The 20,558-nt window shown below is 65.9% G+C and carries 23 protein-coding genes; 18 read left to right on the forward strand and 5 right to left on the reverse strand.

The features are described from left to right. Positions 1-3 precede the first annotated feature (3 nt). Positions 4-561 carry an HdeD family acid-resistance protein gene (locus tag ACSS7Z_RS07040; protein ID WP_438253793.1) on the reverse strand — a complete coding sequence of 186 codons (558 nt, stop codon included), beginning with the start codon at positions 559-561 and terminating at the stop codon, positions 4-6. Positions 562-764: 203 nt separating this feature from the next. Here ACSS7Z_RS07040 and ACSS7Z_RS07045 point away from each other — a divergent pair, with 203 nt between their 5' ends. From ACSS7Z_RS07045 to ACSS7Z_RS07110, 14 genes are all read left to right on the forward strand, one after another. Beyond that, entirely contained in the window at positions 765-1,787 is a 1,023-nt protein-coding gene (locus tag ACSS7Z_RS07045) for a metal ABC transporter substrate-binding protein (RefSeq protein WP_438253794.1), read from the forward strand. Beyond that, positions 1,784-2,617, forward strand: coding sequence for a metal ABC transporter ATP-binding protein (locus tag ACSS7Z_RS07050; RefSeq protein WP_438253795.1), 834 nt, complete (start codon positions 1,784-1,786; stop codon positions 2,615-2,617). Before ACSS7Z_RS07045 ends, ACSS7Z_RS07050 begins: the two co-directional genes overlap by 4 nt. Next, positions 2,614-3,483 (forward strand): metal ABC transporter permease, encoded by an 870-nt coding sequence (locus ACSS7Z_RS07055; protein WP_438253796.1) that lies wholly within the window; start codon positions 2,614-2,616, stop codon positions 3,481-3,483. The genes ACSS7Z_RS07050 and ACSS7Z_RS07055 overlap by 4 nt, the downstream gene beginning before the upstream one ends. 46 nt (positions 3,484-3,529) lie before the next feature. Then, a complete protein-coding gene (locus ACSS7Z_RS07060; protein WP_438253797.1) occupies positions 3,530-3,937 on the forward strand; it encodes a Fur family transcriptional regulator in 408 nt (135 codons plus the stop codon). A 74-nt stretch (positions 3,938-4,011) separates the two neighbouring features. Continuing rightward, positions 4,012-5,010: a permease gene (locus tag ACSS7Z_RS07065; RefSeq protein ID WP_438253798.1), complete on the forward strand. Its 999-nt coding sequence runs from the start codon at positions 4,012-4,014 to the stop codon at positions 5,008-5,010. Beyond that, positions 5,003-5,794, forward strand: coding sequence for a TIGR03943 family putative permease subunit (locus ACSS7Z_RS07070; protein ID WP_438253799.1), 792 nt, complete (start codon positions 5,003-5,005; stop codon positions 5,792-5,794). Before ACSS7Z_RS07065 ends, ACSS7Z_RS07070 begins: the two co-directional genes overlap by 8 nt. Further along, entirely contained in the window at positions 5,784-7,388 is a 1,605-nt protein-coding gene (locus tag ACSS7Z_RS07075; RefSeq protein ID WP_438253800.1) for an Ig-like domain-containing domain, read from the forward strand. Before ACSS7Z_RS07070 ends, ACSS7Z_RS07075 begins: the two co-directional genes overlap by 11 nt. Before the next feature lie 4 nt (positions 7,389-7,392). Next, positions 7,393-8,055, forward strand: a complete 663-nt coding sequence (locus tag ACSS7Z_RS07080) for a DNA-3-methyladenine glycosylase (RefSeq protein WP_438253801.1) — start codon at positions 7,393-7,395, stop codon at positions 8,053-8,055. Positions 8,056-8,192: 137 nt separating this feature from the next. Further along, positions 8,193-8,429, forward strand: a complete 237-nt coding sequence (gene rpmB / locus ACSS7Z_RS07085) for a 50S ribosomal protein L28 (protein WP_438253802.1) — start codon at positions 8,193-8,195, stop codon at positions 8,427-8,429. Next, complete coding sequence (rpmG, locus tag ACSS7Z_RS07090; RefSeq protein ID WP_438253803.1) at positions 8,429-8,599, forward strand: 50S ribosomal protein L33; 171 nt, start codon at positions 8,429-8,431, stop codon at positions 8,597-8,599. Before rpmB ends, rpmG begins: the two co-directional genes overlap by 1 nt. Before the next feature lie 2 nt (positions 8,600-8,601). Next, on the forward strand, positions 8,602-8,907 hold the full coding sequence (gene rpsN, locus ACSS7Z_RS07095; protein WP_438253804.1) for a 30S ribosomal protein S14: 306 nt from the start codon (positions 8,602-8,604) through the stop codon (positions 8,905-8,907). A 342-nt stretch (positions 8,908-9,249) separates the two neighbouring features. Beyond that, positions 9,250-10,074 (forward strand): type IV toxin-antitoxin system AbiEi family antitoxin domain-containing protein, encoded by an 825-nt coding sequence (locus ACSS7Z_RS07100; protein WP_438253805.1) that lies wholly within the window; start codon positions 9,250-9,252, stop codon positions 10,072-10,074. Positions 10,075-10,582: 508 nt separating this feature from the next. Next, the gene (locus ACSS7Z_RS07105; protein ID WP_438253806.1) at positions 10,583-10,870 is read left to right on the forward strand and encodes an HU family DNA-binding protein; all 288 of its coding nucleotides are present in this window, start codon (positions 10,583-10,585) and stop codon (positions 10,868-10,870) included. A 79-nt stretch (positions 10,871-10,949) separates the two neighbouring features. Next, positions 10,950-12,962 carry a bifunctional copper resistance protein CopD/cytochrome c oxidase assembly protein gene (locus tag ACSS7Z_RS07110; RefSeq protein WP_438253807.1) on the forward strand — a complete coding sequence of 671 codons (2,013 nt, stop codon included), beginning with the start codon at positions 10,950-10,952 and terminating at the stop codon, positions 12,960-12,962. Positions 12,963-13,004: 42 nt separating this feature from the next. On the opposite strand, the gene ACSS7Z_RS07115 is transcribed toward ACSS7Z_RS07110, so the two are convergent. Continuing rightward, complete coding sequence (locus ACSS7Z_RS07115) at positions 13,005-14,063, reverse strand: hypothetical protein (RefSeq protein ID WP_438253808.1); 1,059 nt, start codon at positions 14,061-14,063, stop codon at positions 13,005-13,007. Between the two features lie 70 nt (positions 14,064-14,133). On the opposite strand from ACSS7Z_RS07115, the gene ACSS7Z_RS07120 reads away from it, so the two are divergent. Further along, positions 14,134-15,519, forward strand: coding sequence for an ATP-dependent DNA helicase (locus ACSS7Z_RS07120; protein ID WP_438253809.1), 1,386 nt, complete (start codon positions 14,134-14,136; stop codon positions 15,517-15,519). A 3-nt stretch (positions 15,520-15,522) separates the two neighbouring features. Here ACSS7Z_RS07120 and ACSS7Z_RS07125 read toward each other — a convergent pair whose 3' ends face one another. Further along, positions 15,523-16,170, reverse strand: coding sequence for a biliverdin-producing heme oxygenase (locus ACSS7Z_RS07125; protein WP_438253810.1), 648 nt, complete (start codon positions 16,168-16,170; stop codon positions 15,523-15,525). Between the two features lie 48 nt (positions 16,171-16,218). Beyond that, positions 16,219-16,533 carry a DUF2470 domain-containing protein gene (locus tag ACSS7Z_RS07130; RefSeq protein ID WP_438253811.1) on the reverse strand — a complete coding sequence of 105 codons (315 nt, stop codon included), beginning with the start codon at positions 16,531-16,533 and terminating at the stop codon, positions 16,219-16,221. A 99-nt stretch (positions 16,534-16,632) separates the two neighbouring features. On the opposite strand from ACSS7Z_RS07130, the gene ACSS7Z_RS07135 reads away from it, so the two are divergent. From ACSS7Z_RS07135 to ACSS7Z_RS07145, 3 genes are read left to right on the forward strand one after another with little or no spacing between them, the layout of a single operon-like run. Continuing rightward, on the forward strand, positions 16,633-17,919 hold the full coding sequence (locus ACSS7Z_RS07135) for a serine hydrolase domain-containing protein (RefSeq protein WP_438253812.1): 1,287 nt from the start codon (positions 16,633-16,635) through the stop codon (positions 17,917-17,919). 29 nt (positions 17,920-17,948) lie between these two features. After that, positions 17,949-18,776, forward strand: coding sequence for a TspO-related membrane protein (locus ACSS7Z_RS07140; RefSeq protein WP_438253813.1), 828 nt, complete (start codon positions 17,949-17,951; stop codon positions 18,774-18,776). A gap of 34 nt (positions 18,777-18,810) precedes the next feature. After that, complete coding sequence (locus ACSS7Z_RS07145) at positions 18,811-19,359, forward strand: Dps family protein (RefSeq protein WP_438253814.1); 549 nt, start codon at positions 18,811-18,813, stop codon at positions 19,357-19,359. 15 nt (positions 19,360-19,374) lie between these two features. Here ACSS7Z_RS07145 and ACSS7Z_RS07150 read toward each other — a convergent pair whose 3' ends face one another. Then, positions 19,375-20,553: a 4-hydroxybenzoate 3-monooxygenase gene (locus ACSS7Z_RS07150; protein ID WP_438253815.1), complete on the reverse strand. Its 1,179-nt coding sequence runs from the start codon at positions 20,551-20,553 to the stop codon at positions 19,375-19,377. Positions 20,554-20,558 lie beyond the last annotated feature (5 nt).

Raw genomic sequence — 20,558 nt, forward strand, 5'->3', positions numbered from 1 at the left:
GGTTCAGCCTTGCTTACCGAATGTGAATGCACGCACGATGTTCATGATTCCCAGGACGCAGAGCGAGATGCCGAGGATCCACCACAGCACGGCTGCGCCCCACATCGGGGAGAACATCAGCATGATTCCGGCGAGGATGCTGATGATTGCGAAGACGATCGACCACGCCTTGGAAGCGGAGCCGCCGAGTGCGGACAACGCGACGACGCCCTCCACGATCCACATGACGCCGACCATCACCCCGAGCAAGACGGCCAGTGCAACGGTCGTCTGCGAAAGATTTGCGAAGGCCACGATGCCCGCTATGACGAACACCGCGCCCAGGACGATATGGCCGACCCTCGACCACGCGCCCAGGCCCTTGCTGAACACGCCGAGGCATGCGTAGACCAGGCCGGCAACAAGTGCGTAGATCGCGATGATCGCGGCGACGACGATCGCCGTCCTGCCGGGCCATACCAGGATCAGAACGCCAACGATGAGGGCGAGGACGCCGCCCACACCCAGTGCTGTGCGGATGCCAGTGAATGCGGGCTTGGGGGTAACAGCTTCTTTAGTCATTCCAGTTGCTCTCTCGTTGCATTTTCAACGACGATTCGAGGAATCGTTGGGCGATCATCTGCTCGCATAGTCAGCATTGCGAGCAATCCCGTAAGTTGCCATGACCGCTAGGAAAGTTCATCCCTGTGCTCACCCGATTCTTCACCCGTGCTCGCCCAGCGACCGTGGTGAGAATGGTTATCATTAGCGTGTACAGTGGACGAATGCACAAGCCCTACCTCGCCACCGCATTCCTGGCAGCATCCGCCCTCGTCTTGGCTGGATGTTCGTCCGCTCCCGCCGCAGAGAGCGCAGATGACTCCGTTGTCCGCGTCGTCGCCACGACCAATGTCTACGGCGCACTGGCCGAGCAGATCGGCGGTGAGCGGGTCGAGGTGTCCTCGCTCATCACCTCCGCCGCGCAGGATCCGCACTCCTATGAGGCCTCCGCTCGCGATCGCCTCACTGTGCAGGATGCTGACCTCGTCATCGAGAACGGTGGCGGCTATGACTCCTTCATCGATGCGTTGATCGGCGATTCCGACGTGCATGTGCTCATGGCGGTCGAGTCCGCACACGGCTACCCGGGTAATGAGGGCCATGAGGACCACGCGGACGAAGAACACGACCACGAGGGCGAAGAGCACGCGGACGAAGATGAACACGACGACCACGGCGATCACGGCGATCATGACGACCACGCGGGCCACGGCCACATCGAGGGTTTCAATGAGCATGTCTGGTTCGATCCGCACACCATGATCCACGTGGTGGAAGCCATCGCCGTGGAGCTGAGCGAGCTCGACCCCGACGGCGCTGCCGAGTTCACGGCCGCGTCTGACGCGATCATCGAGGAGCTGGAGGGTTTCGAAGCAGAACTCGAGACGCTCGGTGCCGAGTTCACTGGAGCGTCCGTCTTCATCACCGAACCGCTGCCCGGCTACATCGCCGCCGCTGCTGGGCTCACGGACGTGACTCCGGAGGGCTTCGCCGAGGCAGTGGAAGAGGGCAACGACGTGGCCCCTGCGGCACTGCTCGCCGCGCTCGACGTGATCGACAGCGGGGACGTGCACGTCGTCCTGACGAACGCGCAGACCGGAGGCAGCGAGACCCAGCGTGTCGAAGACGCGGCCGAGGCTGCCGGCATCCCCGTCGTGGCTTTCACGGAGCTCCTCGAGGATGGATCGTCGTACGCTGAGTGGATGCAAGATGCGATCCAGAACCTCGCCGACGCATTGCGGTCGTGAGTACGGGCGACACTGAGCGAGCTCCGATACTCGAGATCCGCGGCGCCGCCCTTCATCGTGGCAACCGCGAGCTGTGGTCCGGTCTCGACCTGAGCGTGGCGCCGGGGGAGTTCATCGCCGTGCTCGGACCCTCCGGCTCCGGCAAGACGACCCTCCTGCGGGCGATCCTCGGGCTGCAGTCGCTCAGCGAAGGCAACATCACGGTAGCGGGCGCTCCCGTGCGACGAGGCAACCCGCGCATCGGATATATCCCGCAGCAGCGGCCGCTGCCACCGGACACCAGCATGCGTGCCCGCGACGTGGTCGCACTCGGTGTCAGCGGAACGCGGTTCGGTCTTCCGGTTCCGCGCCGCGGCGATCGAGAGCGCGTGGATGCCCTGCTCGCAGGCGTCGGCGCCGCGCACTACGCCGAGCGTCCGGTCGGCTTGCTCTCCGGTGGAGAGCAGCAACGGCTGCGAGTCGCCCAGGCCCTCGCCGATGAACCCGCTCTCCTCCTGTGCGACGAGCCCCTGTCGAATCTTGATCTCGCGAACCAGCTCGGCGTCACGGAGATCATCGACCGGCACCGGCACGATCGCGCAGCCGCCGTGCTGTTCGTCACGCACGACGTCAACCCGATCCTGGGCCGCGTCGATCGCATCCTCTACATCGCGGGCGGACGCTTCGTGCTCGGCACGCCCGACGAGGTGCTGCAGAGCAGGGTGCTGACCGATCTGTACGGGACCCCCGTCTTCGTGCTCCGCGCCGGCGACCGTCTTGTCGTTGTCGGAGTCCCGGATGCCGAGCCACACCACGATCACGGCGACATCGACGCTGGAGAGAACGCATGATCACCGCGCCCCTGCTCGACTGGAGCGATGTCTTCTCCTTCCAGGATTACGGCGCACTCGTCGCGCTGCTGTCCAACTCGATCATCGCCGGTGCGGTGCTCGGCATCGTGGGTGGGTTGATCGGCGTCTTCGTCATGCAGCGCGACCTCGCGTTCGCGGTGCACGGCGTGAGCGAGCTGTCGTTCGCCGGGGCCGCCGGTGCCCTGCTGTTCGGCGGTAGCGTCGTGGCCGGTTCCCTCGGCGGTGCCCTCGTGGCGGCGATCCTGATCGGCATCCTCGGCGCCAGAGCCCGTGATCGCAACTCGATCGTCGGAGTGCTCATGCCGTTCGGCTTGGGCCTGGGCATCCTGTTCCTCTCGCTCTACGACGGACGCAGCGCCAACCGATTCGGCCTGCTCACCGGGCAGATCGTGTCGGTGTCGAGCCCCGATCTCGGCTGGCTGATCGGCATCAGCGCGTTCGTCCTGGTGAGCCTGCTGTTGATGTGGAACCCACTGCGGTTCGACTCGTTGGACGGTGTCGCCGCCGCCGCGCGGGGCATCCCGACCCGGGCGCTGAGCCTGGCATTCATGGTGCTGCTCGGGCTCATCGTCGCCGTCGCCGTGCACATCATCGGTGCGCTGCTGGTGATGGCGCTGTTGGTCACCCCCGCCGCTGCGGCGATGCGCATCAGCGTCGGTCCTCTGGCGGTGCCGCTGCTGGCCGCGCTGTTCGGGTTCATCTCGGCCGTCGGCGGAATTCTTCTCGCCTTGGCCGGCACGCTGCCGGTGAGCCCGTACATCACCACCGTTTCGTTCCTGATCTACGCGGTGTGCTGGGTCGTGCATCGCCAGCGCGTGCGCGTGCGGAGGCATGCTCATGCGTAGGTCCGCTCTCAGCCGCACGCCATAAACCGCGGCCTAGACTCGAGACATGGCTCAGCGAAACACCTGGCAGCGTGAACGAGTGCGCGAAGCACTCGCGGATGCGCGCGGTTTTGTGAGCGCGCAGAGCCTGTTCGCCACGCTTCGCGGAGAGAACACCGGCATCGGTCTGGCCACCGTTTACCGTGCTCTGTCTGGGCTCGCGGCATCCGGAGACGCCGACTCGCTGCAGAGCCCTGAGGGCGAAGCTCTCTACCGTGCCTGCTCGACCGAAGGGCACCACCACCACCTGATCTGCCGGTCGTGCGGGTTGACGGTCGAGATCGAAGCGAAGGACGTCGAGGCCTGGGCCAAGCGCACGGCATCCCTGCACGGCTTCAGCGAAGCCGAGCACGTCGTCGACATCTTCGGGTTGTGCACCCCCTGCACCAAGCAGCGCGCGGCGGGGGCTGCGTGAGCACGCTCGCCGGAAAGCGCCCTTCGCCAGGCTCAGGGAGCGGAAAACCAGGCTCAGGGAGCGGAGCGACCGGGTTGCCGCGGCGGCGGACACCGCGCTCGCCGTGGATCGGTGTCGGCATCGGCGCCATCATCATCGCCGCGCTGTTCCTGATCGACCGCTTCGCCCCGGCCCTGTTCCAGGATTCCCTGCCCACACGTGCCCAGGACGGACTCACGCTGGCGTTGAGCGTCCTCATCGAGGCGCTGCCGTTCATCGTGCTCGGCGTCGTCCTCTCGATCGTCGTGCAGGTGTGGCTGCCGCCCGATGCCATTCAGCGCTGGCTGCCCCGCCAGGGCTGGGCACGGCGTGCGGTGCTCTCGCTGCTCGGGATGCTGATCCCGGTGTGCGAGTGCGGAAACGTGCCCTTCGCCCGTGGCCTGATGATGCGCGGACTCGCGCCTGCCGAAGCGATGACCTTCCTGATCGCGGCGCCCATCGTCAACCCGATCGTCATCATCACCACACATGCCGCGTTCGGTTGGGACGGCGGCATCCTCGTCGCGCGCCTCGTCGGCGGCTACCTCATCGCCAACCTCATCGGCTGGATCTACAGCCGCCACCCCTCGCCGGATGCCCTGCTCACGCAGCAGTTCACCGCCACCTGCGAGCGCGTCTCGCATGAGCACGGCACGCCCACCAAGCGCAGTCTCACGCAGTTCCTCGTCGAGCTGCGTGCGGTCATGCCCGCGCTGGTGATCGGCTCGGCGCTCGCCGGAGCGGTGCAGGTGCTGATTCCGCGAGATGTTCTGCTGTCGATCGGATCGAACCCGGTGCTGTCGATCCTCGCGATGATGGCATTGGCGATGACGGTTGCGATCTGCTCGAACGTCGATGCCTTCTTCGCGCTGTCGTTCGCCTCGACGTTCTCGTCTGGCGCGCTGATCGCGTTCCTGCTGGTCGGACCGCTCGTCGACGTGAAGATGCTGGCGCTGCTGCGCACCACTTTCACCGCCCGGACGCTCGCCGGAGTCGTCGCGGTGGTGCTTGCCTGTTCCTTCGCGATCGGAATCGGGGTGAACGTCTTTGGCTGATTCACCTGCGCCGTCGCGTTGGCGCGCCATAGGCTCGCGCTGGCTCGGTCTCGGTCTTGCCGTGGTCATCTCCATCGTGACCCTGGGTCTCGGTATTGCGGGCCAGCTCACGCTCTACATCAGCCCCGAGTCGATCTGGTTCGCCTGCGCCGGTGCCGTGGTGGTGCTCGCCGGCGCCGTGTGGTCCTGCGCGCTGCCGCTCGGTACGGAAACCGATCACGGTCACGATCATGGCGAGATGGATGCCGCGGATCCAGACGTACCCGCGACTTCACGACGCCGCTCGCTCGGCATCGTGGGCGCGGTGACTGGCGGGGTCGTGGCCTCCGGTGTCGTCATCGCAGCGCTCGTCCTTCCGCCAGCATCCCTGTCGGTGGAGCTTGCCATGTCGCGCTCGGATGCGGGCGGCGCGCTGTTCGCGGGTGCGGACACGCCGACACTCGGAGTTGCCGACACCACGGCCTTCGGGATCGGCGAGTGGTCGAGCGTGTTCGCCACCGCATCGCGTCCCGAGTCCTATGACGGCTCGACGGTCACGCTTACCGGCTTCGTCACGCCGAGCCAAGACGCGGATGCTGTCAACCTGACGCGCATGGTGATCACCCACTGCGTGATCGACGCTCAGCCGGCCGCGGTTCCGGTCAGTGTTGATGCGGCTGAGTACGGAACCGGGCAGTGGATCGAGGTCACCGGCACCGTCAAGGCCGCCGAGGACGGCTCGTTGCGCGTCATCCCGACCTCGGTCACCGAGATCGACGAGCCCGGGGATCCCTATGAGTACTGAGGATCATTCGCCGCAGTCATCATCGCCGCCCCAGACTCGAGCTGAAGCACGCGCTGCGCGCGAGGCAGCTCAGCGTGCGGAGATCCCGCCGGTTCCGGTTGCTGAGGTTCCGGTCGTGGAGAGCGTCGGCGTGCCCGCGGAGGCTCTGCCGGTGCCGGATTCCCCTCCGTCGTCTCCGTCGTCTCCGTCGTCTCCGCCGTCGAGTGAACGGAGCGAGACCAAGCGGCCCGACACGCGCCGCTTCCGCCTGGCGCTCTTCGGCGTCGTCGGCGTCCTCGCTGTCATCGTCGCCGGCCTGAGCGCGCTCAGCCTCGCCCAGGGGCCACGGCTCACCGAAGTGCAGGTCGAACCCGCCGAGGCGATCGAGCTCTCCGGCAGTCGGGTCGTGCTCACCGCCAACCAGGCGCTGGAGCCAATCGACGCCTCGCAGGTCACGGTTGATCCTGCCGTGCCGTTCACGGTGGATGCCGCCGGCCGGAGCATCGGTATCCGATTCACCGTCCCCCTCGACGACGCCACCGACTACACCGTCCGCGTCGCCGATGTCGTGGGAACCGGCGGTGGCCCGGCATCTGAGCTGACAGAGAGCTTCACGACGCCGGCATCCGAGATCTTCCTCCTCAACCGCACCGACAAGGACGACACGATCTTCCGCACCGACCTCACCGGCGAGAAGGCGATCCCGGTGTTCTCCCACCCGCGAATCAACGACTATCGGGCCACATCGACCGGCCTGGTCGTCGCGGTCGAGGACGACGGCGGTTCGCGCATCCTGATCATGAACCGGCAGGCCAAGAACGTGCGCGAGCTGACGCTGCCCGGAGACGGCTATGTCAGTTCGGTGCAGGTATCTGATCGGGGCGGGCTGGTCGGCTACATCTATTCGGACCGCACGATCAGCGAGGACAGTGGCCGCGCGAGCGTTCTGGTGACCCAGTCTCTCAGCGAAGACAGTGAACCGCAGATCGTGACGGTCGGCGACGACGAGGCCAGTATCGCGGAGTGGCAGTTCGTGCCGGATTCCGCTGCGGTGCTCTTCATCGACTTTGCCGGGACGCTCTCGCTGGATGATCGCTCGGGGGATGCCGGTGCGCAGAACCTGGGCATCGTAATGCGACTGCTCGGAGTCTCCCGCGGCACCTACACCGCCATCGTCGAGAAGATCGACGGCAGCACGGTCGAACTGAACCTGGCCGATGGCTCGGAGACGCCGCTGGCAGCATCCGATCCCGACTTTGGCGCAGCCACCACGATCACTCCGTTCCCCGGTGGCACGCTGCGCCACATTGTGGCGCGCGACGAGACGGGGCTCCCGACCGGGCAGGCGATCATCCGCGTCGACGAGGCCGGTGCCGCCACACCGCTTCTCGAGGTGGCATCCGGCAGTGCGATCCTGCAGGCGTGCGCATCGCCCAGCGGGCAGTATGCGGCGGTGACCGTTGCGCCGAACCTGATCGACAACGCGTACGACGACATGGGTGTCGCGCTGCCGAAGGCGCTGGAAACCCACTTGATGGATCTGCGCTCGGGCGAGGAACTGGTTGTTCTGACCGGGTTCGACGTCTCCTGGTGCCAGATGGCGCCGGCATTCTGAGGTCATGACGCTGCGCCTGGCGACACGAGCCGATCTCGAGGGCCTCCCGCTCGATATCGCGCCGGGACTGCTGGGCGCGCAGCTGCAGACCGTGGTCGATGGCGTCGAGGTTCACCTGCGTATCACCGAGGTCGAGGCCTATCACGGGCAGGGCACCGGCCCCACACCCGATCCCGGTTCCCATGCGCGCATGGGCCGCACGGCCCGTAACGACACGATGTGGGGCGAGCCCGGACACCTCTACGTTTACCTCAGTCATGGCATCCACTCGTGCGTGAACGTGGTGTGCGGACCCGACGGCCTCGCCGGCGGAGTGCTGCTGCGCGCCGGGTCAGTCATTGCAGGGGCGGATGCCTCGGCATCCCGATCCGGCAGAACCGGACGCGACCTCGCTCGCGGACCCGGACGGCTCGGGCAGGTCTCCGGACTCCGGCACGCTCTGCACGACGGCATCGATGCGATCACCGGCGCCGCACTCAATGGTGCTCGCGCGCAGTTGTGGCTCGGGGATCCGGTCACCGGGATTGCTGCAGGACCGCGCGTCGGCGTCGCGGGTATCGCGGGGACGAGCGCGTTCCCCTGGCGGTTCTGGATCGACGGTGACCGGTCGGTCTCGCCGTTCCGCTGGGGACGCGGCGCGGCGGATGCTCAGGCCATGCTAAACTGACTCTTTGTCTGCGCACACTCCTGTGCGTAGTACGCGTGTCCTTCGTTCGCCGAGCTTTTGCAGAAGCGTCGGGGGCATGCAGACAAGGGATCTTGGGTGAGGCCGTCCGGCCTCACGGTAATGAAGGAGTAATTCACATGGCAGCAGTGTGCCAGGTGACAGGAGCTGTTCCCGGCTTCGGTCACAACATCTCGCACTCGCACCGCCGGACGAAGCGTCGCTTCGACCCGAACGTGCAGAAGAAGACCTATTTCGTGGCCTCGCTCGGCCGTAAGATCACCCTGAACGTGTCCGCCAAGGGCATCAAGGTGATCGACGTGCGTGGCATCGAGAACGTCGTCAAGGACCTCCAGGCGAAGGGTGTCAAGCTCTAATGGCTAAGAAGTCTCAGGACGTTCGTCCGATCATCAAGCTGCGTTCGACGGCAGGCACTGGTTACACCTACGTGACCAAGAAGAACCGTCGTAACACCCCCGACCGCCTCGTGCTGAAGAAGTACGACCCGGTCGTCCGCAAGCACGTCGATTTCCGCGAGGAGCGCTAAACATGGCGAAGAAGAGCAAGATCGCTCGTAACGAGCAGCGCAAGGTCATTGTCGAGCGTTACGCAGAGCGTCGCCTCGAGCTGAAGAAGACCCTGGTCGACCCGAATGCAACCGACGAGGCCCGCGAGGCCGCACGTATCGGTCTGCAGAAGCTTCCGCGCAACGCTTCGCCGGTGCGCGTGCGTTCGCGTGACGCCATCGACGGACGCCCCCGCGGAATGCTGACGAAGTTCGGCATCTCGCGCGTGCGCTTCCGCGACATGGCACACCGTGGCGAGCTGCCCGGTATCACCAAGTCGAGCTGGTAAGCATCGCTTTCTAGGGGCGAGGTTCTTCGGAACCTCGCCCCTTTTGCGTGCCCGGGGGCGTACATGGGTCCGCAGCGTGCCCGGGGCGTGCTTCGGCCCTTTGTGTGCCCGGGGCGTACTTGGGTCCGCAGCCTTGGGCGGAGTTCGCAGCGTTGGGCGGAGAATCCGCGGCTGGGGCTCCGCCCAACGCTGCGTTCTCCTCCCGAGCGTGCGGATGCTGATGGCGATGATGATGGCATCGCTGTCACAAGTTCTTCTGCACACTTCCGAGGTCGACGTGTTTCTCCACCGAACGTGCGATCTCCGGATGTGCCGGGGTGTTGGCAACGTCATGATCGAGCGATGGATCCGATCCTCGAGCTTCAAGACCGCGGTGGCGTCGCGCGCGTGGACACCCTGCGCCGAGCCGGCGTCAGCACATATGCGCTGCGCAGAGCGCGCGAACAGGGCTGGATACTTTCGGTGTGCCGGGGCTGGGTGGCGTTGGCCTCGGCCGACCCGATGCTGGTGACTGCTGCGCGCCGAGGTGTGGTGCTCAGCTGCGTCACGCTCGCCGCGAGAAGAGGGCTGTGGGTGCTCGATGCCTCTGACCCGCACGTTGCGGCCCCGGCGAACTCGGGTCATGCGAAGGTGGAGCGCGGCGTCATCCACTGGAACGAGCCGTTGTTCCCGCGGGATCCCGACTCGTGCGAAGACTCGATCGAGAATGCGCTCGTCCTCGTGGCGCGATGCCAACCGCATGAGTCGGCGCTGTCGGTATGGGAGTCGGCGCTGAAGAAGGGCAAGCTCGACTATGCCCTTCTCAGCCGCACCCCGCTGCCTCCGGTCGCGCGTCGTCTGCTCGCCGAGGCACGGCCCTTCGCGGATGCGGGGACCGAGACCATCTTCTTCACACGGTTGCGTTGGCTGAAGCTGCAGATCGTGCCGCAAGCCTGGCTGCTCGGGCATCCGGTGGATTTCCTCATTGGCGACAGGCTCGTGGTGCAGATCGACGGCGGTCACCATGTCGGCGCGCAGCGCACCAGCGACATCGCGCATGACGCACTCCTGAAGCTGCACGGGTATCACGTGATCAGGGTGAGCTACGCGCAACTCATGGATCACTGGCCGCAGGTTCAGGCACTGATCATGGCGGCCGTTGCCCAGCGTCTCCATCTGGCCCGCTGACCTGAGCATCAGCATCCCGATGCTCTTGCGCCTTCGGCCAGAGCAGAACGCGGCCGCACGCATTGGCGGAACAGCGGCTACACGCATAGGCGGAACGCGGCCGCACTCGTAGGCGGAACGCGGCCACACGCATAGGCGGAGAACGCACGCATGGGCGGAGACTTTGCGGCTGAAGCTCCGCCCAACGCTGCGTTTTCCTCCCAACGCGGCGGTGCAGCATCCCGGCGCGGCGGGTGCAGCATCCCGGCGCGGCCGTGGCGCGGCCGCGGCGCAGCGGTGGCGCAGCAGGCCCTCCGCGGCACCCAACAATGCGCCCGCAGCCACCCCAGACACCCGCAATTCTGTGACTGAAGTGGCAAAAGTGACGCGACACGCGCACAAAAACCCCAAAACCCGCGAAATGACGCGGAAATGTCGATGGTGGTTGATACATTCGAGGCGGTCACTCGACCAGGAGCATCCGCTCCGATAACCCAATCAATGCGACACTTCGTCGCTGGAGGATGACATGGCTGACAAGTCCATCACCAAGACCGAGCTCGTCGCGAGCATCGCTTCCGCCACTGGCCAGAGCCAGGCCACCGTCTCGGGCGTCCTCGACTCGCTCTTCGCCACGGTTTCTGACGCTGTTGCCAAGGGCAGCAAGGTCTCGATCCCGGGCTGGATCGCTTTCGAGCGTGTCGAGACCGCAGCTCGCACGGGCCGCAACCCCCAGACCGGCGCCGAGATCAAGATCCCCGCTGGCCAGCGCGTCAAGGTGACCGCTGGTTCCAAGCTGAAGGCAGCCGTCAAGTAAGACTGCTCCGCTCGTAAGGCCGTCCCTCCGGGGGCGGCCTTCGTGCATTCTCCGGGCCGAGCGAGCTTAGGCTGGAGGGGTGACTTCCCTCGGCTCCCGCACCGCGCAGTCCTCGGTGTACCGTGCGGGCGGCATCCTCATTCTTGCGATCGCCTCCGCTGTCGCCCTTATCGCCGGTCTCGCCTTCGGTGGCGGAGCCGCAGAGCAGCTGCTGCAGGACCCCGGTACGCTCGTGCGCTGGGGGCTGCCGGTCGCTCGCACCGTGAATAATCTCAGCGCTGCGGTGATGATCGGTTCGATCGTTCTCGCACTGTTCGCTCTCAAAGCGGGGGACAAGCCCTTTGAAACCGCGATGGATGCCGCATCCATCGGCGCCGCCATCTTCACCGTTTCCGCGGGAGCGACCGGGTTCCTGACCTTCCGCAGCGCTTTCTCCGGCATCCAATTCAGTCTTGACGATCAGTTCGGCGAGCAGCTCGGGCGTTTCTTCTTCGAGCTGCCCCTCGGTCAGGCCTGGCTGATCACGATGCTCATGGGCGCGGTCGTCACGATCCTGCTGTTCGCTTGGCGCACCTGGACTTTCGTGCTGATCACCGCTGTCATCGCCGTGGCATCCCTGCTGCCGATGGCCACCCAGGGGCATTCGGGCGAGCTGTCCGGACACGTGCTCGCCGTCAACTCGATTCTGCTGCACACGATCGGCGCCGCGGTATGGCTGGGCGGTCTGATCCTGCTGGTCATCCTGCGTGGCGCGCCGGGTGTCAAACCCGTCGCGCTGGTGAGCCGGTACTCGAGCCTGGCGATCGCTGCGTTCTTCGTCGTCGCGGTCTCCGGCATCGTCCGCTCGATCGTCGGACTCGGCGACTGGGCGGGGCTGTGGACGCCGTACGGCCTCATCATCCTCGCCAAGGTGGTGCTGCTGGGCGCCATGGGCCTTCTCGGCGCCTGGTACCGCGCGCGCCTGATTCCGCGGCTGGACGGCGAGCGGGCATCGCGCTGGTTCTGGATGCTGGTGCTGTGCGAAGTCGCACTCATGGGCCTGGCATCCGGTGCTGCCGCGGCGCTGGCGCGCACACCTCCGCCGACCGGCGATGTCGCCGCTATCCGCAAGACGCCGGCCGAAATCCTGAGCCGCGCTCCGCTGCCGCCGGAGTTCACCATCGACATGTGGTTCACCGGGTGGGACTTCGACATCCTCTGGGTCGTCGCTACAGCACTCGGACTTTTCTTCTACCTGGCCGGAGTCTGGCGGATGCACCGGCGCGGCGATCGCTGGCCGATCCACCGCACCGTGTTCTGGGTGCTGGGCCTGATCCTGCTGTTCTGGGTCACCAATGGTCCGCTGAACCTGTACCAGGAATACCTGTTCAGCGTGCACATGCTCGGGCACATGGTGCTGTCCATGGCGATCCCGCTGCTGCTCGTCTCGGGGGCGCCGATCACGCTGGCGCTGCGCAGCATCCACAAACGGGATGACGGCACCCGCGGCGCACGCGAATGGATTATGTGGGCGGTGCACTCGCCGTTCTCGCGCATCATCACGCACCCGTTCGTTGCGGCCGGTATCTTCATGGGTTCGCTGTGGGCCTTCTACTTCACCGACCTCGTGCGCTGGGCGATGTACGAGCATCTGGGCCACGAGTGGATGATCATCCACTTCCTGATCTCGGGCTACCTGTTCGTGATGTCGCTGGTCGGCATCGACCCGGTCCCGTACCGCTTGCCGTACCCGGGCAGGCTCATCACCCTGATCGCCATCATGGCGATGCACGCCTTCTTCGGCGTCGCCATCATGATGCAGGAGGGGCTGATGGTCGCGGAATGGTTCGGATCGATGGGGCGCACCTGGGGCCCGACACCGATGGAAGACCAGTACATCGGTGGCGGCATCGCCTGGTCGGTCGGTGAGATTCCGACGTTGATCCTGGCGATCACAGTGGCGATCCAGTGGAGCCGGGATGACGTGAAGATCCAGCGCCGCAGCGATCGTCACGCCGACCGCACCGGCGAGGCCGAGCTCGAGGAGTACAACGCCCAGCTGGCGCAGCTCGCCGATCGTGATCAGCTCCGCGCGGAGCGCGAGAGCGGCTGAGTCCGGTACGCGGCTGGCTCGAGTCCTGCCGAGTCCGGTGCCTTACTCGCCCGGCGAGCCGACCCGAATGGATGCCGAGCCGTCCTGCAGGATCACGATCGTGCCGTCCACCTGGAACGGCACGTCTTCGGACACATGCTGGATCGAGCCATCGAAGAGCGAGCGGATGTCGACCTCGATGTGCGCGACGGCTTCTGCCGCGGGAATCCTCCAGTGCGCGCCGTCCGGTTCGACGGTCACGGTCGGCTGAGAGCTGATCGACCACTCCGGAAGGCTCGCGAGCCGGTTCTGCACCTCGAGGCCGAAGGGGCAAGCCGTGGGCAGCAGCACCTGTTGCGTCGTGCACTGGGTGAGGAACTCTTCCACGCGCGTCTGCACGACCTCGACGAACCCCTCGGTGGGGGTCGTCTGCAGATCGACCGGGGTCTGCATCAGTGGAGAGTCGGCGAGGATGCTGACGCCGCGCGATGCGGATATCGCGGTGTCCACGGTCACGGAGTACACACCAGGAGTGAACACCAGCAGCGAGAGGGGATCGAGAGGGTCAGCGTCCGCGCCCGCCGGAGAGATCTGATGCCGATCGATCTGGAAGCCGTTGACCGCGAACTGGTCGGCACCCAGGACGCTCAGCGATATTGCGGCCAGCGGCGTGCGGGTGAAGCGCCAGTTCGGAGTGACGCCGACCCAGCCATCCTGCTCCACCTCGAAGGTGCTCGTTCCGGGGTGGGTGCCGGCGACATAAGACACCGTGACCGAGGTAACGCCGTCCGCAGCCTCTTGGGACACGACGGTGATGTCGCTGAGCGGAGCGAGCGCAGCACGGCGTAGCAGCGCCTCCGAGGAGACTGGATCGATGCCGGCCTCCTCGACGGTGAGGCGATCGATGGCGACGCCAGGAACAAGCAGCGCATCGGCGGCGCGGCCCTCGGAGAGCAGATCGAGGTACCGCGTGACAAAGGCCGCCGGACCGTAGAACTGGGTGTACAGCGCCAGCCCACCGGCGCCGAAAGCAGCGAGAAGCAGGATGCCCACGAGGGTCAGAATCGTGAGGTCGGTACCCAGGCGGCGCACACGCGGCGTCCTCGTCCCGGGCTGATCCATGGCGCCAGTCTAGAAGCAGCCCGCTGTGACAGTGCCGAGCGCCGCCGGATGGGGACGTACGATTAGTGTCGTGTCCTTTCCCGCACTGTCCGATGAGCAGCAGGAGCTGTATCGACTGATCGAAGACACCAGGGAGCACGTTTTCATCACCGGACGGGCCGGCACCGGAAAATCGACGCTGCTGCAGTACTTCGCCTGGAACACCGAGAAGCAGATCGCCATTTGCGCGCCGACCGGTGTTGCGGCCCTCAATGTCGAGGGCCAGACGATCCACTCGCTGTTCCGCCTACCGATCGGGCTGATCGCCGAGAGCGAGATCGAGCAGAACGACGCCACCCGTCGCATCCTGAACGCCATCGATACCCTCGTGATCGACGAGATCTCGATGGTCAACGCGGATCTGATGGATGGCATGGATCGAGCCCTGCGCCAGGCGCGCGGCCGTCGTGCCGAGCCGTTCGGTGGCGTGCAGGTCGTCATGTTCGGGGATCCGTACCAGCTCGCACCAGTGCCGCCGCGCGGCGACGAGTTGCGCTATGTGCAGGATCACTACCGCTCATTCTGGTTCTTCGACGCCAAGGTGTGGGCGGGGGCGACGATGGGCGAGGCGGATGGGCTCATCGACCTCGGCCGGTACGGCGCGCAGCTGCACGTGCGCGAACTCGTACAGATCCATCGACAGTCCGACGATGGCTTCAAATCGATGCTGAATGCGGTGCGCTACGGGCGAGTCACCGCCGAGATCGCCGAGGTGCTCAACACCCAGGGCACGCGCACGCCACCCGACCCGGAGCCGGGGGAGGTGCCGATGATCACGCTCGCCACCCGAAACGACATCGTCAACAACATCAATCGTCGTCACCTGGCGGCCCTCGCGGGTAAGGAGCAGACCGCCCGGGCTGAGATCAATGGAGATTTTGGGCGAGGGGATGCCTCGTACCCGGCGGATGCCGAGTTGAAGCTCAAGATCGGCGCGCAGGTGATGTTCCTGCGCAACGACGTGTCGATGACCGGCGAGCCGCCGCGCTGGGTGAACGGCACCATCGGCACGGTCAAGCGCATCCTCGGCGGCGCGGTACGAGTGGAGATCGACGGCGAGGACGTCGATGTCGAGCCGGCCGTCTGGGAGAGGTTCCGGTACTCCTACGATCCGAGCGCCAAGACTCTCAGCCGCGACGTGATCGCCGAGTTCATGCAGTTCCCGCTGCGATTGGCGTGGGCGGTGACGATCCACAAGTCGCAGGGCAAGACCTACGACCGGGCGATCATCGATCTCGGTGGCGGCGCATTCGCTCCGGGACAGACCTACGTGGCGCTGTCGCGGCTCACATCACTCGACGGGCTGTACCTGTCGCGTCCGCTGCGTCCCAGCGACATCAAGGTCGATGAGGACGTGCGCCGTTTCATGCGCGAAGCGTGGGAGAAGGCATCCACTCCCGAGGTCGACGGCTCCTGACACTTAGGCGGCCGCGCGCGCCCGATCGAGGTCTTCGAAAAGCTCGGTGTTGAAGCGGTACGCCAGCAGCACCTCGTCGATGACGCGTTCGCGTTCCGCATCATCCCAGGGCGCAGCATCCAACTGCTCGCGGTAGACGTCCTTGAAAGACTTCGGGTCGGCGATGTCGTCGAACAGGTAGAAGCCGATCCCGTTCGTTTCGAACCCGAACCGGCGCTGCATGACCCGGCCGATGAACACGCCGCCGGACAGATCGCCGAGGTAGCGAGTGTAGTGGTGTGCGACGAACCCGCCAGGCCAGGCGGCACCGACCTCGCGGATGCGCTGCACGTAGCGCTGGGTGGTCGGCAGCGGTGTGATCTGCTCGCGCCAATCGGCGCCGACGAGGAACTCCAGGTCGGATTCCAGGGCAGGCAGCCGGGTCAGCTTGTCGGTGATGAAGACGGCCGCCACCGGGTCGTTTTTCAGCTGCTGACCCATCGACTCCAGCGCGTCGTAGATGAAGTAGTGCTGCGAGACCAGGGCGATGTAGTCCTCGCGGGAGCCCTCGCCCTTCAGCAGGTCGGACATGAAGCCCGCGTGCTCGCTTTGTGAGTGCGATGTCGAGGAGCGTTCACGCAGGGCCGCTGAGAAGGAGATGAGTTCCGCCATGCGCTCAGTGTAAGGGTCGCCTAACTGAAACAGAAGGGTCGCGCTCGATCAGTCATGCGGACGCGCGGCCACGCCGAGTCGCGCGCACGCTTGGTCGTACAGTGCGACGATCTCGCGGCGCACGTCTGCGCGCTCCGTGATCGAGCCACCGAGCCACGGGATATCCAGCTGCTCCGGGATTCCGGCGCGCACGATCTGCCAGATGCCGCCGGTGCCGGTGAAGTCGATCATCTCGGCGCTCGTGATCTTCAGATCGGATGCCGCGGCGTTGGCCTGTGAGATGAGGAGGTTGTCTGCGGCATGGTCGTTATTCATGTGGTGGAGAACGGCTGAGACGACGTCGTCTTCGAAAATATGGGGCACCTGTTTACTGTACGTCTCCCCGAAGTGGACCGCTTCGGTGACGAGTTTGCAGGTGAGCGCTTTAGACTCGGGGCAGAAACCATTCCGGGAGCCATCTTCATGCACCTTCTTCCGTCGCGCCGCTGGCGTGCCGCCACCGCGGTTGCCGCAGCGCTCGCTCTTGTCCTGACTGGCTGTTCGGCGCCCGCGGAGAACTTCTCCTACACGCCCCCCGAGCAGGTTGACCAGGCATTGCCGGAGGGCACCGTCGCCCAGATGCAGGCGGCGGTCGAGAATGCGATCTCCGCAACCGGGTCAACCGGTGCGATCGTCGGCGTGTGGGTGCCATGGAGTGGCACCTGGGTCACGGCCCTGGGGACGCAGTCGGTCGAAGACCAGACCGAAGTCACCACGGATATGACGTTCCGCATCGCGGATACCACCCGGATGATGACCTGCGACGTCCTGTACGGCCTCGCCGATGACGGTGTTGTCGAGCTCGACGGGATTGTGCCGGACTATGTCTCCGGTGTGGCGCACCTCGAAGATGTCACCCTGCTTGACCTGTGCAACAGCACCAGCGGAGTGGGCTCGTCTGAGGCCGCCGTTTCCGGCATGTGGCTGAACACCCCGGAGCGGGTGTGGGCGCCGTTGGAGTTGGCATCCTTCGGTCTCGGGCAAGACCCGGCCACACCGCACACGACGTACCGCGATTCGGATGCCGGATACCTGTTGCTCGGCCTCGCCCTCGAGCGGGCATCCGGTAAGAGCGCTGCGCGGCTGATCTCTGAATACGTCACCTCGCCGCTGGGCCTGGCAGGCACAGCGTTGCCCGCAGCGACCGCAGCCAAGCCCGGGAGTAACTCGCTGAGCGGAAACTACCTGCCGCCGATCGAGGGCGGCTACAACTGTGCGGCCCCGGTCGATATCACCACAGCGTCGTCGAGCATGGGATACACCGACTCGGGCGTCGTCTCCACGATCGACGACCTCGGAAGCTACGTTCAGGCCGCAGCGCGCCAGGCTTTGCGCCCGGAGGGTGCCGAACCCGACCGGTTCGCGAACCCGCTTCCCACCGCTCCCGGGGCTCCATCCTGGTATCAGGTCACCGGTGGGGCGTACCTGGTTGGGTCGATGATCGGCCAGCACGGGTGGACACCGGGATACGCGAGCTCGGCATACTCCGACCCGACGACGGGCTTCACCGTGGCCGTGGTGCTCAACAACTCCAGCGCCGGATCCGCGCCTGCTGCCTACCTTGCATGGGAGCTTGCGGCGATCGCGTCGAAGGCTCCGGCCGCCAGCGGACAGACCGCGCCGGAGTTCGGTCTTCCGTTCACGGCCGAGCAGTACCACGACACCATCGCGAACCTCACGACCTGCGCCACGCCGCCGGCCGCGGAGTAGGAGCGGGCGGATCCCTTTACGCTGGGGGCATGAACCAGACGCAGCAGTCTGATCGCGCTCGCCGCATTGTCGTCGCCCTGGCGGTTGTCGGTGCTGTGGTCGCCGCGCTATTCGGGTCCGGGGTGTTCGGAGGCGTCAGCATTGCGGATGCTGCGGGCGGTGCGTTCGCTGCGGATGCCACGGTGCTCGCACCTGCCGGCCTCGCGTTCGTAATCTGGTCTGTGATCTATCTGGGACTCCTCGGATACGCGCTGTGGCAGTTGTTGCCGGGGCAGGCGGCGAAGCCGCTGCATCGCACGGTCGGGTACGGGGTTGCGGCATCCGCCGTGCTGAACGCCGCGTGGATCGCGTGCGTGCAGGCCTGGCGTATCGCCGAATCGTTCGTGCTCATCGTGATTCTGCTCGGCGTGCTGCTGGTGACGTTCGTGCGCGTATGCCGTCGGTCTCGACGGGGCACCCTGGCCGAACTGGTGCTCGTGGACGGGATGATCGGACTGTACCTCGGCTGGGTGACGGTGGCGTCCGCGGCGAATCTGGCGGCATGGTTGGCAGACATCGGACTGGGCGCGTGGGCTGGAGAGTCGAGCGTGCCCGGGGTGATCACGCTGATCGTTGTGGGACTCATCGCCGTGTTCACGGCATGGCGTGGCGGCCGGTTGGCGCCGGCTATCGCGACCGGGTGGGGGCTGGCGTGGATCGCTGTCGGACGCTGGTCGGGGGAGCCGGAGGCGCCGGTGGTGGCGACAGTGGCGGTCTCGCTGGCGGTCGTCGTGCTCGCTGTTGCGGTGTCGCGATTGCGCGCACGCGTGACAGAGTCGCCGGGTCGAGAGCGTTTGTCAAGCCCGTCTGTCGGATGAGCTGAGCGCAATACGGTCGCCTCAGGAGGTCAACATGGCTACGAACAAGACACCCGCAAAGACCAACGCCCGAGGAGGCTCGGGGTCCAAGCGAACGAAGCGTCAGAATGCCGAGAAAGGATTCGTCGCGTCCAAGGAACTCAGCGCGCACTTGCAGGCCGTGCTCGTAGATCTGATCGAACTGTCGTCGCAGGGCAAACAGGCGCATTGGAATGTTGTCGGTCGCAACTTCCGTGACACGCATCGCCAACTGGACGAGATCATCGAGGCCGCGCGCATGTTCAGCGACACCGTAGCTGAGCGCATGCGAGCGATGCATGCGGTTCCGGATGGACGCAGCGATGTCGTTGCATCCACCACCACGCTTCCGGAGTATCCGCAGGGCGAGGTCGACACGGCAGAGACTGTCGACCTCATCACGGTGCGTCTTGAGGCCACCGTAGGCACCATGCGTGAGGTGCACGATGCCGTCGACTCCGAAGACCCCACGAGTGCCGACATCCTGCACGCCATCATCGAGAAGCTCGAGCAGTTCGCGTGGATGGTCAGCGCCGAGAACCGTAAGCCTGCGGCTGGCAGCTGACCGCCACCACGGAACTCAGCCCAGCGGCCAACCGGTGTATGCCTCGGCGAGGTAGGTGCGACCGGCTTCGGAATCGACGAGCGAGCGCAGCTCACCGATCTGGCGACGCTGGTCGAACTCGTTGTGCTCGGGCAGGCTGTGCAGCATGCTTGTCATCCACCACGAGAAGTTCTGCGCTTTCCAGATGCGGCGAAGGGCTGCCTCGGCGTAGCCGTCGATCAGCCGGGTGTCATTCTCGGTCAGGAGCGCGTTCAGCGCGTCGGCGAGGATGACGACGTCGGCGATCGCGAGGTTCATGCCCTTGGCGCCCGTCGGTGGCACCGTGTGTGCGGCGTCGCCGACGAGGGCTGCGCGGCCGTGGCGCAGTTCTCGGGCAACGAAGCTGCGGAAGCGCAGGACGTCGCGCTGGAAGATTGTGCCCTCCTTCAGCGTCGTGCCCGGTACCCGTGACTGCAGCGTCTCCCAGATCTGCGCTTCACTCAGGGAGTTTGGATCGGCGTCGGGGTCGCATTGGAAATACATCCGCTGCACCTCGTGGCTGCGCTGGCTGATGAGGGCGAAGCCGTTCTCGGAGTTGCTGTAGATGAGCTCATCCGCGCTGGCCGGTGCTTCGCAGAGGATGCCGAACCACGCGAACGGGTACTCGCGGAAGTAGCCGTCCCGGGAGGTGCCGGCGATGGCAGGGCGGACCGCGGAGCGCGACCCGTCGGCCCCGACCACGAAGTCCGCCTCGATGACGAGTTCTGCGCCGTCAGCATCCGTTGCGATGACCCGGGGGTGGTCGGTATCGACGTCTTCGACGCGGGATGCCGTGACGCCGAAGCGCAGGTCCTGGCCTGCGTCCAGACGCAACGCCAGCATGTCCTTCAGCACCTCATGCTGCGGGTAGAGCCAGACGCTGCGTCCGACGAGTCCGGGGAAGTCGATGCGGTGGCCCTCGCCCTGGAATCGCAACTCGATGCCGTCATGGCGATGACCGACGGTGTGCACGCGGGTGTTCGGGTCGATCCGCGTGAGTAGGTCGACGGTGCCCTGCTCGAGGATGCCGGCGCGGATGGTCTGCTCGATCTCCGCGCGGGAGCGCTGGTCGATGATGACGGATTCGATGCCGGCTTCGGCCAAGAGGTGCGAGAGGATCAGGCCCGCGGGGCCAGCCCCGACGATCGCGACTCGGGTGCGGATGCTGGTGCTCACGGTGT

This window comes from Microbacterium wangyouchuni, assembly GCF_051546305.1.
In the GTDB taxonomy this organism is placed as follows: domain Bacteria; phylum Actinomycetota; class Actinomycetes; order Actinomycetales; family Microbacteriaceae; genus Microbacterium.

What these genes read in the sequence shown, in the direction of transcription:
- ACSS7Z_RS07040 (WP_438253793.1), bottom strand. Translation starts at nt 561, where the DNA reads ATGACTAAAGAAGCTGTTACCCCCAAGCCCGCATTCACTGGCATCCGC.
- ACSS7Z_RS07045 (WP_438253794.1), top strand. Translation starts at nt 765, where the DNA reads ATGCACAAGCCCTACCTCGCCACCGCATTCCTGGCAGCATCCGCCCTC.
- ACSS7Z_RS07055 (WP_438253796.1), top strand. Translation starts at nt 2,614, where the DNA reads ATGATCACCGCGCCCCTGCTCGACTGGAGCGATGTCTTCTCCTTCCAG.
- ACSS7Z_RS07060 (WP_438253797.1), top strand. Translation starts at nt 3,530, where the DNA reads ATGGCTCAGCGAAACACCTGGCAGCGTGAACGAGTGCGCGAAGCACTC.
- ACSS7Z_RS07075 (WP_438253800.1), top strand. Translation starts at nt 5,784, where the DNA reads ATGAGTACTGAGGATCATTCGCCGCAGTCATCATCGCCGCCCCAGACT.
- ACSS7Z_RS07080 (WP_438253801.1), top strand. Translation starts at nt 7,393, where the DNA reads ATGACGCTGCGCCTGGCGACACGAGCCGATCTCGAGGGCCTCCCGCTC.
- rpmB (WP_438253802.1), top strand. Translation starts at nt 8,193, where the DNA reads ATGGCAGCAGTGTGCCAGGTGACAGGAGCTGTTCCCGGCTTCGGTCAC.
- rpmG (WP_438253803.1), top strand. Translation starts at nt 8,429, where the DNA reads ATGGCTAAGAAGTCTCAGGACGTTCGTCCGATCATCAAGCTGCGTTCG.
- rpsN (WP_438253804.1), top strand. Translation starts at nt 8,602, where the DNA reads ATGGCGAAGAAGAGCAAGATCGCTCGTAACGAGCAGCGCAAGGTCATT.
- ACSS7Z_RS07100 (WP_438253805.1), top strand. Translation starts at nt 9,250, where the DNA reads ATGGATCCGATCCTCGAGCTTCAAGACCGCGGTGGCGTCGCGCGCGTG.
- ACSS7Z_RS07105 (WP_438253806.1), top strand. Translation starts at nt 10,583, where the DNA reads ATGGCTGACAAGTCCATCACCAAGACCGAGCTCGTCGCGAGCATCGCT.
- ACSS7Z_RS07115 (WP_438253808.1), bottom strand. Translation starts at nt 14,063, where the DNA reads ATGGATCAGCCCGGGACGAGGACGCCGCGTGTGCGCCGCCTGGGTACC.
- ACSS7Z_RS07125 (WP_438253810.1), bottom strand. Translation starts at nt 16,170, where the DNA reads ATGGCGGAACTCATCTCCTTCTCAGCGGCCCTGCGTGAACGCTCCTCG.
- ACSS7Z_RS07135 (WP_438253812.1), top strand. Translation starts at nt 16,633, where the DNA reads ATGCACCTTCTTCCGTCGCGCCGCTGGCGTGCCGCCACCGCGGTTGCC.
- ACSS7Z_RS07140 (WP_438253813.1), top strand. Translation starts at nt 17,949, where the DNA reads ATGAACCAGACGCAGCAGTCTGATCGCGCTCGCCGCATTGTCGTCGCC.
- ACSS7Z_RS07145 (WP_438253814.1), top strand. Translation starts at nt 18,811, where the DNA reads ATGGCTACGAACAAGACACCCGCAAAGACCAACGCCCGAGGAGGCTCG.